A 12249-nucleotide genomic window follows, 5' to 3' on the forward strand; every position below is an offset into this window, starting at 1 on the left:
TCTAATAGAATCTGTAATTATTTGTAAGCAGTCAACCGGCAGTTGCCAGCTTTTACTCACTGTATCTTTTACAGTATCCCCAAAGTGTTACATGAAGTTATTGGTTTCTTTTTTCTCTTCGTATACAATCACTAAAACATTCCTCTTCCGGTTCCTGTCTTAGCCCGTTACGCTACATGATTTTCTCTATTTCTCTTAAAGAACTTATCGCCGCCCTGTCTCAGTTTGGCTTATCTTATCAGGCGTTGCGCCTTCTAAATCTCTTATTTCATTTCAACCTTGAATTGCTCTCGGCCGTTTTGTTTTTGTTCCCTTTTCTCTTCGTTCCGGCTGCCTCACTTTCGCTTTGGCTGCCTTCCCTCGTTTTGGGACTGCAAAGGTAGAAAGCTTTTTCTTATTTCCAAACTTTATTTTTTTTTTATTTTTAAAGTTCGTTTTCTTTCCCCTTTTCTTCGTTTCCAGCTTATCTCCTCACTATTCTCTCCCGCTGGAAGCGGCTGCAAAGGTGCGATTATTTTATTTACTCTGCAAGTATTATTTCAACTTTTTATCAGGTATTTTTTATTCGCACAATTTCAAAAAACAACGCCCGTTTTGATTTGGGCGGTCACAAATGTAACAAGAAAACCTATTACCGTAAAAACATTTTTTCAAATAATTAAAACAATGGCCTAACTCGTTGTAAATTAAGATCAAACACTATAGTCAATATGGCTAAAAACAGCCTTTTTATTCCGTATTGTTAAATTGTATCTTTGATGCAGATATGAAAAACGTCGAATTTCCTGCCCATTTCTTAGATTCTTTGAAACGCGAACCCGGTTTTGAAGCGCAAAATTTTGTTGAAGCGCATCAAAATCCGCATGCTATTACTTCTATCAGGCTCAATCCTTTTAAAAAATCGGCTTCAAAAACAGGCAAACAAGTGCCATGGTGTAAAGAAGGACTGTATTTAGATACCCGACCATCCTTTACTTTCGACCCTCTTTTTCATGCAGGGGCCTATTATGTACAGGAGGCCTCGTCGATGTTTATTGATCATATTATTAAAAACATTAAACAAAACGACGAGCCCATACGCGTACTCGACCTTTGTGCGGCTCCCGGCGGTAAAAGCACTTTGCTTAATTCGGCCTTAAATAGTACCGATCTGTTAGTGGCAAACGAAATTATTAAAACACGCGTACCCATCCTTACCGACAACCTTAACCGCTGGGGAACCGCCAATGTTATTGTTACCAATAACGACCCGAAAGATTTCAGCCGCCTGAAAGGTTTCTTTGATATTATATTAGTTGACGCGCCGTGCTCGGGTTCGGGCATGTTCCGTAAAGACCCGGCCGCCATGAACGAGTGGAGTGAAGCAAACGTTAATCTTTGCCATCAACGGCAGGAGCGCATACTTGCCGATATTTATCCGGCATTAAAAGAAGATGGATACCTTATATATAGTACATGCTCGTACTCGCACCAGGAAAATGAGGATATTTTGGATTGGCTATGCGATGAGTTTGAAATGGAGAGCATCAACATACCTATTAATAAGGAGTGGGGCATTGTAGAAAGCCGGTCTGTAAAGCAGCAGGCATGGGGTTATCGTTTTTACCCGGGACAGGTAGAGGGTGAAGGTTTATTTGCGGCCTGCCTTAAAAAGACCGACAGCAGCGGCGAACTTCCGTTTTACAAAAACACCGCGCAGCAAAAGCTGGCCGTAAAAGAGATTGACCAGGTGAAGGCCTATATTAACGAGCCCGACGATTACTATTACTTTAAGGTGAACGATGATTGGCTGGCCATTGGCCGCGAGCACAAGGAAAGCCTGAACACTTTACACCGGCACCTATATATAAAGAAGTCGGGCGTGAGGATAGGCAAGCTGGTAGGGAAGGACCTGATACCCGACCACGAGCTTGCCCTGAGTACTATTATTAATAAGGTTGCGATATTACAAATCGAATTGAATTACGAGCAGGCGATACAATATCTCCGCAGGGATAATATAGATATTAATATACAGGAAAAAGGCTGGAGCCTGATGACTTTTGAAGGGTTGGCCTTGGGTTGGGCCAAATTGCTGCCTAACCGCATTAATAATTATTACCCTAAAGAGATCAGGATACTATCGAACGCCCCAACTATCTGAACTAATTTGGAAGTGCGACAAAATTGAATAAAAATTTGTTTCTTAACTATATTAATCGCAATATTGCGATATAAAGATTATGGGACTTACCAAAACAGAAATATTTACCGACGAGCAGAACCAGCTGGCACAACTGATGAAAGCATTGGCGCACCCTGCCCGTATAGCGATACTTCAACGGATCCTCATTTCAAACACCTGTATCTGCGGCGACCTGGTAGGAGAGCTGGGTTTGGCGCAGGCTACCATTTCGCAGCATTTAAAAGAATTAAAAACAGCGGGCATTATACAGGGTACTATTGAAGGGGTAAGCGTTTGCTATTGCATTAACCCCGTAACCTGGAAATTGCTCGAAAAACAATTAGGGGTATTTTTAAGCTCATACAAAGGCGAGGTAAGCTGTTGCTAACCTTTTTTTTGAATACATCAATCGTAAAATTGCAATATATGGATACATTAAATTTAACTAACTGGCAAACCTTCAAACAGCTCTTGAACAACATGCCGACCGCACTTTGCAGTTTCAGTATGGGGTGGATAAATGGGTGGATGCCTCTTATCATATTACTGAAATAAAACAGGCGCCGATAGTATCGGTTGATTGCGGTGGTGTGATGAATGCCTGGACGGAGATCATTATACAACTATGGGAACCGCCTGTTAAGGATAGCGAACGTGCCATGCCTGTAAGTAAAGCATTATCGATTATTAAACTGGTAGAAAAATCGTTGCCGCTTAATCCGTTAGGGATAGTGAAGATTGAGTTTGGCAATTCGGTATACGATACCCGCCAAATGTATCCCGGCGAGTTACTGATTGAAAGCGACGATCTGATAGTTGACCTTATACCTGATGCCACACAATGTAAAGCCATTAACCGGGGAGGCAGCTGTGGTACAACCGATAGCGGTGAAGAATGCTGCACACCGACGGACAAACCTAAAATTGAATTGAAAAATCTGGCAGCGCCCGTAAACACTTGTGCCCCGGATTCGGGCTGTTGTTAATTATTATATATATGAAAAACATATTAGTATTATGTACCGGCAACAGCTGCCGAAGCCAAATTGCAGAAGGCTATCTAAGGCATTTCGCGGGCGACCGTGCCCAAATTTATAGTGCCGGGATAGAAACACATGGTGTAAACCCGCGTGCTATTGAAATTATGCAGCAAGATGGTGTAGATATATCCGCCCACACCTCAAACAATGTAAACGAGTACCTTGATATCGATTTTGATTACGTAATAACAGTTTGCGATAATGCCAGGGAAAGCTGCCCTTACTTTCCTACCCAAGCGGCTAAATTTCACTACAACTTTCCCGACCCGGCTAAAGCCACCGGCACCGAGGATGAGATTATGGAACAGTTTAGGCGCGTACGCGAAATGATTAAGCGCTATGCTGAAACTTTTGTAAACGAAAACTTAAGCACACAGCATGCCGGTTAACAGAAGTGCCCCCGCTGTAGAACGTAAAAAGCTGGGCTTTATAGACCGCTACCTTACCCTGTGGATATTTATGGCGATGGCCCTGGGTATATACATCGGCAACTACATGCCTTCGTCTGCCGGTTTTATCAATTCGTTTTCAAGCGGCGCAACCAACATCCCGCTTGCGGCAGGCTTAATATTAATGATGTACCCGCCGCTGGCAAAAGTAAATTACACAAAGCTGGGCACTGTTTTTAAAGATATTAAGGTACTTAGTGTTTCACTCATCCTTAATTGGGTAGTAGGGCCAATACTTATGTTTATACTCGCGATCCTATTTTTGGCAGATAAGACTGAGTACATGACAGGCCTTATTCTGATAGGGCTTGCCCGGTGCATTGCTATGGTGGTAGTATGGAATGAGCTTGCCGGCGGCGACCGCGAGTATGCTGCCGGGCTTATCGCGCTCAACAGTATTTTCCAGGTATTATTCTATAGCATTTTCGCGTACATCTTCATCACCGTATTACCGCCGATGTTTGGGCTGAAAAGCTTATTTGTTAACATCACCATTAAAGAAATAGCAAAAAGCGCAGGCATTTATTTAGGGATACCTTTCGCGTTAGGAATTATAAGCAGGTTTGTTTTAATCAAATTGAAAGGCGAGGCGTGGTTTACAAATAGGTTTATTCCTTTTATTTCGCCCCTAACACTTATGGCTTTGTTGTTTACCATTGTACTGATGTTTAGCTTAAAAGGCCGGTTAATCGTCCAAATACCGATGGATGTGTTTAGGATAGCTGTGCCGTTGGTAATTTATTTCGGCATCATGTTTATGATAAGCTTTTTCGCGGGTAAATATTTTGGTGCCGGTTATTCAAAAAATGCGGCTATCGCGTTTACCGCCACAGGCAACAATTTCGAACTGGCAATAGCTGTCGCGATAGGGGTGTTTGGCATTAATTCGGGCCAGGCTTTTGCCGGAGTTATCGGGCCGCTGGTTGAAGTTCCGGCATTAATAATATTAGTAAACGTCGCCGGAAAACTACGCTACAAACCCGGCGCGGCATAGCAGATGATGATAAATTTATCGCTACAGATAATTTTATCTCTAAACGAAACTTTAATTTACTCCCATCGTATTAATAGGTAATTGTTTAATTAATTACCTATTAATCTTATCTTTCATGAAAAAGCACTTCTCTCTGATTGCTGTTATTGCAATGGCTGTTATTTTTTCAGCATTCACCTTTCAAAAAAACATTGTATCGCCTAAAATCACGGTATCGCATGTGCGCAACACTGCCGACTCTTTAGATCTTGGCTATTTTGTAGTTGCCGGCCAGGAATATCATGCGTATGGTAATCCGGCGGCGGGATCAAACGTTACCCAAATTTATGCTACAAATAATGCTACATCGGCTGATGTTACTGCTTGCACAAATGTTACAGGCACATGGAATACTACAAGCGGACCGGGTGGCGATGGCTTGGGTTTAAATGTTAGGTTTAGACACAACGGCGTTATAAAAGCATATTCAGGTATAGTATATTATTAATTGTTATACTATAATTATTAACAGAACAGGCAGATCAAAAATGACCTGCCTGTTCTGTTAAGGTTGTCTTTATAATCAATATTGCCCTGTAGATAGCATTACCAGCGTACAGGCGTATTGGGTATCTATTCCTCTTTCGTTAGCCAACCGCTCCAGTTCAGGGTTTTCCGTTCCGGGATTAAAAATAATGCGTTGTGGGTTGGTATCCAATATATAATCATACAAAGGCGGCTGGTTGCGCGTACCTATATATAAGGTAATGGTATCAATATCGTTGTGAATAGCTTCGGGCTTTTCAATTTCCACTCCGGCCACTTCTCCTTTTTTTATCCCCACGTTTACAATGCTATGTCCATAGCGCACCAGTTTATTTGCCGCCAGGTAAGCATACCTGCTGGCATCGGGCGTTGCACCTAATATCAATGTCTTTTTATCAGCCATGTAGTTATAACGGCTATCCCGGTCATTTTGTTTATTGACGCTTTTATGTTACACCGCGTTAACAATTCGTCGTACTTTGCATCTAACCTAAAATAAATTTTAATATTTTAAAATGTTTTGTGAGAACGCTCGTCTTCACTATTAAATAACAAGTACAATTGGTAACAGCATTAATGCCCCAGGATAAAAACAGACGTATCATACAAGCTATTACTGAGTATGGTAAAAACCTGCTGGGTTTTATTCGCCGCAGGGTGAACAATGATGCCGATGCCGAAGATATACTGCAGGATGTTTGGTACCAACTGAGCGCGGTAGTAAACTCGGAACCTGTTGAGCAAACCGGTGCCTGGTTATATAAGGTGGCCCGCAACAAGATCATCGATAAGCACAAGAAAAAATCGGAAGTGCTGCTGGATGATATGGCCGCCGATGATGATGAGGAAGACCTGCCCGATTTTAAGGCCTTGCTGTTAACTACCAGCACAACACCCGAAACCGAATACCTGCGTAACCTTTTTTGGGAGCAGCTATTTTTGGCGCTTGATGAATTACCGCAGGAACAGCGGGATGTATTCATCTGGCAGGAACTGGAGGATATCCCCTTCAATGAAATAGCCGAACGAACGGGCGAAAAAGTGCAAACGCTGGTATCGCGCAAGCGGTATGCCGTGCTGCACCTGCGCAAAAGGCTTGGCCAGTTGTACAAAGAGATTACACAATATTAAGATTATAAGAAAAAATGAAAAAGATATTTTACGAAGGCAAACTGAGGTTTGTACTGATACCTATAGGAGTAGCAGCCCTGCTATCGCTCATCAGTTTTGTGGTGATGCAATTATGGAACTGCCTGCTGCCCGATATTATGCACGTAACCACAATTACCTTTTGGCAGGCCATGGGCATATTTGTACTGTGCAAAATACTGTTTGGCTTTGGAAAGGGTGGAGGCCCGCGTGGCGGAGCACCATGGATGAGGCGCAAATGGGCTGAGAAAATGAAAAACATGACACCGGAAGAACGCGATAGGTTCCGTACCGAAATGGAGGACCGCATGTGCGGCTGGAAAAAAAGAACGCCGAACGATTACAGTTCATTCAATACACCTAAAGATCCAACGGGGACGCCTGTTTCTTAATATACACAATTTGTTTTTAGTTTATGGGAGTGCTTGTATTTACCACAACCGTTACCGAGGCTGAACAGGTTAGCGAGGTGAGAGCCTTGCTAACCGATGTTTCGGGTATTGAAGATTGGAATTTCGACCTCGAAGACTGCGACCGCATACTCCGAATTGTAGCCGCCGATGATGTGTGCCCCCGGTACATTGAGCAACTACTACAAACCAACGGCTTCTGTTGCCATGAATTGGATTGCTGATCTGGTTGTGATTTAACCGCGCTTTATTTTAACCACAAAGTACACAGAGGTTTGCACGGAGTTACACAGAGATTATTTTTTGAGTGACTTGAGTGATTTAGCAGCGGAGATAGCTGAGTTTTTTACGCTGAGTTTTTTGAGTTTCTTTCCCCTATATATAATATACAAGCATCTGTGTACTTAAAATTTAGCTACCTAAGTATTAAAAATCAAATAGTTAGGCATGGCGAAAACGATCTTTCACTACGTTCAAGATGACAGGGTGGGTGAGGATCTTTGCGTAACCCCGTAGAAACCTCCGCGTACTTCGTTATAAAATATAATGCAGAAGTTATATTTTTATAACCGATGCCATTCCCACAATCCTTAAAGAAGATCAGGCCTTTACAGCTTATCGCGGTAATATTTTTTACCGTGTCGGGCGGGCCATATGGTTTGGAACCCTTGCTGGCTTATGCCGGTGAGCATGCCGCTATATTGCTATTATTACTTACCCCATTGTTGTGGGATGTGCCCGCCATACTCACCGTAATGGAGCTCAACAGTATGATGCCTGTTGAAGGCGGCTATTACAAATGGGTAAAGAATACGCTGGGTACCCGCTGGGGTTTTTACGAAGGTTGGTGGACCTGGCTCTACACCTTTGTTGATCTGGCCATTTATCCCGTATTGTTTGTTGAGTACGCGACATTCTTCTTCCCCGGATTGGAGGCATATAAGATCCCTGTTTGTTTGCTCATTATATGGTCGTCGGCAGGGTTGAACATATTGGGGATAGTGCCTGTGGGTAAAGTCTCCCTGTTTTTAAGTGCCGCGGTGTTATCGCCGTTTATAGTTTTGGTGGCCGTGTTTTTTTATAAGCACACAGGCGGTATCGCGTTACCGCAGCCATCATTGCATAGTATCAGCTATCCTTCGCTGGGTATGGCATTATACACGGTAATGTGGAACTGTTTGGGATGGGATAATATAACCACCTACGCCCAGGAAGTAGAGAAGCCCGTAAAATCGTACTTAAACTCCATCGCTATCGCGTTCACGTTGGTAATGGTAGTGTACTTTTTCGCGGTGCTGGTAGCGCAGCAATCGGGTATTAATAAGGATGTTTTAACCAACGACGGTTTCCCTGCATTGGGTGTACTCATTGGAGGGCAATGGCTGGGCGCGCTCATCGCCATGGGTGGCATGGCCAGTACGTTGGGTATATATGCCGCCGTGCTGCTGTCGGTATCGCGCGTACCCAAGGCCATGGCCGATGACGGCTTGCTGCCGAAAGGACTTAACCGTAATCATCCCCGTTTTCAAACGCCTTATATTTCCATAGTAATTTGCTCCATAATAGTAAGCCTGATGGTGTTATGGACATTCGCCGACCTGCTCATTATCGACGTTACCGTATACGGCGCCGGGCTTTCACTCGAATACATTACCCTGCTTACCCTCCGCATAAAACAACCCGGCAGGCACCGCCCCTTCAAGATCCCATTAAGTACCAAAGGCCTCTACCTCATGATCGTGTTACCGGTATCGGTATATTTCATCGCACTCGCAGGCGCGTTCGCCTCCGAAGAAAAAGGCATCCAGGCAGCCCTGTTCGCCATCATCGCCCTCTCCAGCGCCGAATTGGTATGGCGAATAATTACCTGGCGAAAACCGAATTTACTGAGTGAATAATCCGATCTTAATTTCTTTCTCAAACCTCACAAGATCGGTGAAATTAACTCACCCCGACATCGCTTCGCTTGTCACCCCTCTCTCCGCTTGCGGAAAGAAGGGTTTCGAAGTTCTTTCCCTCTTTGCGCAACAGAGAGGGTGGTCCAGCGAAGCGTAGACCGGGTGAGTTGATTATGCGACTGTTTCTATCCCACCCACCCCAAACCCCGCCCCTAAAACCTCGAACCTCACCCTCCAAACATATTCCCCATCTCAATAGTTATACTTAAGCTAATAAAACAAGCTGACTATGAGATCTATCTGGAAGGGTTCTATCGGGTTCGGACTGGTGAGTATACCGGTTAAACTGTATTCTGCCGTGCAAAGCAGCTCCATCGATCTGGACATGCTCGACGGTCGCGATCATTCGCGTATCCGCTACCAGCGCGTGAACGAAAAAACACATAAGGAAGTGCCCTACGATAAAATTGTAAAGGGCTACAAGATAGACGAAGAGTATATTATTCTCGAAGAGCGTGATTTTGAAGATGCCGCGCCCGAAAAAAGCAAGACCATAGAAATTGAAAGCTTTGTTGACATTGGCGATGTAAACCCCATGTTTTACGAAACATCGTACTATACCGAACCCGACACCAAAAACAGTAAAGCCTACGCACTGCTGCTGAAAGCGCTCATTAAATCGAAAAAGGCCGGGCTTGCCCGTTTTGTGCTCCGCAATACCGAAAGCCTGTGTATTGTACACCCGGTTAAAAATGTGCTGGTGGTTACCCGTATCCGTTTCGGGCAGGAGATACGTGATACCGACGACCTTAACATTGCCGACGATGTAACCGTGAGTAAAAAGGAACTCGACGTAGGCTTGGCACTCATTAACCAGTACGCCGAAGATTTTGACGTGTCGAAATTTAAGGATGAGTATAATGACGAATTGCTGAAGATTATCCGCGCGAAAGCCAAGGGTAAACGGCCGACCATTAAAAAGCTTAAACCGCATAAAGCAAAAGGAACCGACCTGTATGAGCAATTAATGGAAAGTTTAAATGCTAAAAAAGGAGCCTGATCATGAGCCTTAAGGAATATGAAAAAAAGCGCGACTTCAGTAAAACCGCCGAACCAAAAAGCGGTAAAAGCACAGGTAAGGCCTTAACCTTTGTGGTACAGCGCCACCATGCCTCGCATTTGCATTACGATTTCAGGCTGGAACTGGACGGTACACTAAAAAGCTGGGCCGTGCCAAAAGGGCCATCGCTTAACCCCGAAGACAAGCGCCTCGCCATGATGGTGGAAGACCACCCGATAGATTATCAGAACTTTGAAGGCATTATCCCCAACGGAAATTATGGGGCAGGCGTGGTGTTGATATGGGATCATGGTACTTATGAATCTTTAGCTGATGACCGTAAGGATGATATTAAAACGTTACGGGCAGGCTTAAAGGCGGGTAACTTAAAATTCAGGCTGAAAGGCAAGATTTTAAAGGGCGAATTCGCGCTGGTAAAACTAAAAACCGGTGAAGATAATTCGTGGCTGCTGATAAAGCATAAGGACGACTACGCCGAAAAGAAATTTAACAGCGAAGACCTTGTGCCCGAAAAAATAAAGGCCATGAAGAATAACAAGGACGGCAAAGCGACCGCCCTGCCCGGTGGCAAAAAAGTTAAGGCTGAAAAAAAAACTCCTGACAAAAACGAGGTAGATGAACCGGTAGAAGAACAGCACACCGGCGGCGCCTACCGCCCGATGATGGCCAAACTGGAAAGTAAGATTTTCGATCATGAAGACTGGATATACGAGCGCAAACTGGATGGCTACCGCGCGCTTGGCTATACCGGCAAAAACGCCAAACTCATCTCGCGCAATGGCATCGACTTTAGTAAGGATTATAAGAAGGTGGTTGACGAATTAGAGGAGATAACCAAGGATGCCATTATTGATGGCGAGCTGGTGATTGAAGATGATAAAGGCCGAAGCCGTTTTCAGGATATACAGCATTATGATGGGGATAAGGATAATCTCACGCTTAAATATTACGTGTTCGATCTGCTCAAATTAAACGGCCACGATATCCGCGATCTGGAACTGATCAAACGGAAAAAACTGCTGGAAACGCTGATCGCGCAGCATCCTACACCTTCTATTATCTATAGCAAACATGTGGAGGGCAAAGGCACGGATTTATTTAATAAAGCAAAAAAAGAAGAGTGGGAAGGCGTGATTGCCAAAAATGGCCAAAGCTATTACAACAGTGGCAAACGGAGCGATAGCTGGCTGAAGTTTAAATATCAAAATTCGCAAGAGGCCTTGATATGCGGCTATACCGCCCCCACGGGTTCGCGTAAGCATTTTGGCGCTTTGGTGCTGGGGATTAACCAAGGCGATATTATCAAATACATTGGTAATTGCGGTACGGGTTTTAATGAGGCTTCGCTTAAGGAGCTGTTTTCAAAAATGGAACCACTCGAAACCGATAAACGCCCGTTCGAAGAAAAACCGCATCAGCGCAGCAAGATCACCTGGTTAAAACCCGAACTGGTTTGTGAGGTTTGGTATACCGAATGGACGGGCGACGGGCACCTGCGCCACCCGGTTTATAAAGGTTTAAGGATGGATAAAAACAAAGAAAATGTTGTTATGGAAACACCCGAAAAGCAAATGGCCGACGAGGAGATTATCACCTACGGTCGTAAAAAAGTGAGGGTATCGCACTTGAATAAAGTATTCTGGAAACAGGAAGGCATCACCAAAGGCGAACTGGTTAAATACTACCAGAGCATGGCCGACAGGATCTTGCCTTTTTTGAAAGATAAACCCATCTCCATGAAACGGCAGCCCAACGGCGTTGATGATCCGGGATTTTTTCAAAAGGACAATACCGCCAACCTGCCCGATTGGATCAAGACCGAAAAGGTTTACTCTGAAAGTAACGATAAAGACATTAACTACATTGTAGGTACCGATGAAGCCACGCTGATCTATATGGTTAACTTGGGTTGTATCGAAATTAATCCCTGGTTGAGCAGCTATAAAAAGCCGGAGAACCCCGAGTATGTGGTGATCGATATTGATCCGCATGATGTGCCTTTTAGCCAGGCGGTTGAAGCTGCACTGAAAACAAAAGAAGTTTTCGACAGGATGAAACTGGATGTGTTTATAAAAACATCGGGCTCAAAGGGCTTACATATTTACTGTTACCTGGGCGCTAAGTACGATTATGATTTTGTAAAAGTGTTTGCCGAGTATGTAGCCCATTTGGTACATGATGAACTGCCCGATACTACAAGTATAGAACGCAGTCCGGCTAAGCGGCCTAAAAAAGTATATATCGACTTTTTGCAGAACCGCCGCGGACAAACCATTGCCTGCCCGTATTCGGTACGGCCAAAACCGGGGGCTACCGTATCGGCACCACTGCACTGGCACGAGGTAAATGATGATTTGAAGCTATCAGACTATACTATTTACAATATAAAAGAACGCGCCGATAAAATTGATGATCCATGGAAAGGCCTTCATAAAACAAAAGCCGATTTGAAAAAGGCATTAAAACTCCTAAAACAAGAGGGAGTAAATATTGAATTATAATTAAATTTATATATAACTAAGCAATTGGCATGGTGTTG

Annotated in this window: 13 protein-coding genes; 12 read left to right on the forward strand and 1 reads right to left on the reverse strand. The window is 44.0% G+C overall.

Translation table 11 applies throughout. From position 1 onward, the window contains the following. The first annotated feature begins 766 nt into the window (after positions 1 to 766). The 6 genes from ABD894_RS24375 (at position 767) to ABD894_RS24400 (ending at position 5134) form a co-directional block, all read left to right on the forward strand. A complete protein-coding gene (locus ABD894_RS24375; RefSeq protein WP_345213704.1) occupies positions 767 to 2143 on the forward strand; it encodes a methyltransferase RsmF C-terminal domain-like protein in 1377 nt (458 codons plus the stop codon). 79 nt (positions 2144 to 2222) lie between these two features. After that, positions 2223 to 2552, forward strand: coding sequence for an ArsR/SmtB family transcription factor (locus ABD894_RS24380; RefSeq protein WP_345213705.1), 330 nt, complete (start codon positions 2223 to 2225; stop codon positions 2550 to 2552). Positions 2553 to 2658: 106 nt separating this feature from the next. Further along, positions 2659 to 3150 carry a DUF6428 family protein gene (locus ABD894_RS24385; protein ID WP_345213706.1) on the forward strand — a complete coding sequence of 164 codons (492 nt, stop codon included), beginning with the start codon at positions 2659 to 2661 and terminating at the stop codon, positions 3148 to 3150. An 11-nt stretch (positions 3151 to 3161) separates the two neighbouring features. Further along, positions 3162 to 3593: an arsenate reductase ArsC gene (locus tag ABD894_RS24390; RefSeq protein ID WP_345213707.1), complete on the forward strand. Its 432-nt coding sequence runs from the start codon at positions 3162 to 3164 to the stop codon at positions 3591 to 3593. Then, positions 3583 to 4647 (forward strand): ACR3 family arsenite efflux transporter, encoded by a 1065-nt coding sequence (arsB, locus tag ABD894_RS24395; RefSeq protein WP_345213708.1) that lies wholly within the window; start codon positions 3583 to 3585, stop codon positions 4645 to 4647. The genes ABD894_RS24390 and arsB overlap by 11 nt, the downstream gene beginning before the upstream one ends. 115 nt (positions 4648 to 4762) lie before the next feature. Further along, a complete protein-coding gene (locus ABD894_RS24400) occupies positions 4763 to 5134 on the forward strand; it encodes a hypothetical protein (protein ID WP_345213709.1) in 372 nt (123 codons plus the stop codon). Between the two features lie 75 nt (positions 5135 to 5209). Here ABD894_RS24400 and ABD894_RS24405 read toward each other — a convergent pair whose 3' ends face one another. Beyond that, positions 5210 to 5575, reverse strand: coding sequence for a CoA-binding protein (locus tag ABD894_RS24405; protein WP_345213710.1), 366 nt, complete (start codon positions 5573 to 5575; stop codon positions 5210 to 5212). A gap of 158 nt (positions 5576 to 5733) precedes the next feature. On the opposite strand from ABD894_RS24405, the gene ABD894_RS24410 reads away from it, so the two are divergent. From ABD894_RS24410 to ligD, 6 genes are all read left to right on the forward strand, one after another. Further along, positions 5734 to 6303 (forward strand): RNA polymerase sigma factor, encoded by a 570-nt coding sequence (locus tag ABD894_RS24410; protein WP_345213711.1) that lies wholly within the window; start codon positions 5734 to 5736, stop codon positions 6301 to 6303. Between the two features lie 14 nt (positions 6304 to 6317). After that, positions 6318 to 6713 carry a hypothetical protein gene (locus ABD894_RS24415; RefSeq protein ID WP_345213712.1) on the forward strand — a complete coding sequence of 132 codons (396 nt, stop codon included), beginning with the start codon at positions 6318 to 6320 and terminating at the stop codon, positions 6711 to 6713. A gap of 23 nt (positions 6714 to 6736) precedes the next feature. After that, complete coding sequence (locus ABD894_RS24420) at positions 6737 to 6955, forward strand: hypothetical protein (protein ID WP_345213713.1); 219 nt, start codon at positions 6737 to 6739, stop codon at positions 6953 to 6955. 348 nt (positions 6956 to 7303) lie between these two features. After that, positions 7304 to 8629 (forward strand): APC family permease, encoded by a 1326-nt coding sequence (locus ABD894_RS24425; protein WP_345213714.1) that lies wholly within the window; start codon positions 7304 to 7306, stop codon positions 8627 to 8629. Between the two features lie 289 nt (positions 8630 to 8918). Continuing rightward, positions 8919 to 9689, forward strand: a complete 771-nt coding sequence (gene ku / locus ABD894_RS24430; RefSeq protein ID WP_345213715.1) for a non-homologous end joining protein Ku — start codon at positions 8919 to 8921, stop codon at positions 9687 to 9689. A 2-nt stretch (positions 9690 to 9691) separates the two neighbouring features. Further along, entirely contained in the window at positions 9692 to 12211 is a 2520-nt protein-coding gene (gene ligD, locus ABD894_RS24435) for a DNA ligase D (RefSeq protein WP_345213716.1), read from the forward strand. Positions 12212 to 12249 lie beyond the last annotated feature (38 nt).

This window comes from Mucilaginibacter gynuensis (assembly GCF_039541195.1).
In the GTDB taxonomy this organism is placed as follows: domain Bacteria; phylum Bacteroidota; class Bacteroidia; order Sphingobacteriales; family Sphingobacteriaceae; genus Mucilaginibacter; species Mucilaginibacter gynuensis.

Coding starts and splice junctions, on each gene's coding strand:
- ABD894_RS24375 (WP_345213704.1), top strand. CDS start 767: ATGAAAAACGTCGAATTTCCTGCCCATTTCTTAGATTCTTTGAAACGC.
- ABD894_RS24380 (WP_345213705.1), top strand. CDS start 2,223: ATGGGACTTACCAAAACAGAAATATTTACCGACGAGCAGAACCAGCTG.
- ABD894_RS24390 (WP_345213707.1), top strand. CDS start 3,162: ATGAAAAACATATTAGTATTATGTACCGGCAACAGCTGCCGAAGCCAA.
- arsB (WP_345213708.1), top strand. CDS start 3,583: ATGCCGGTTAACAGAAGTGCCCCCGCTGTAGAACGTAAAAAGCTGGGC.
- ABD894_RS24400 (WP_345213709.1), top strand. CDS start 4,763: ATGAAAAAGCACTTCTCTCTGATTGCTGTTATTGCAATGGCTGTTATT.
- ABD894_RS24405 (WP_345213710.1), bottom strand. CDS start 5,575: ATGGCTGATAAAAAGACATTGATATTAGGTGCAACGCCCGATGCCAGC.
- ABD894_RS24415 (WP_345213712.1), top strand. CDS start 6,318: ATGAAAAAGATATTTTACGAAGGCAAACTGAGGTTTGTACTGATACCT.
- ABD894_RS24420 (WP_345213713.1), top strand. CDS start 6,737: ATGGGAGTGCTTGTATTTACCACAACCGTTACCGAGGCTGAACAGGTT.
- ABD894_RS24425 (WP_345213714.1), top strand. CDS start 7,304: ATGCCATTCCCACAATCCTTAAAGAAGATCAGGCCTTTACAGCTTATC.
- ku (WP_345213715.1), top strand. CDS start 8,919: ATGAGATCTATCTGGAAGGGTTCTATCGGGTTCGGACTGGTGAGTATA.
- ligD (WP_345213716.1), top strand. CDS start 9,692: ATGAGCCTTAAGGAATATGAAAAAAAGCGCGACTTCAGTAAAACCGCC.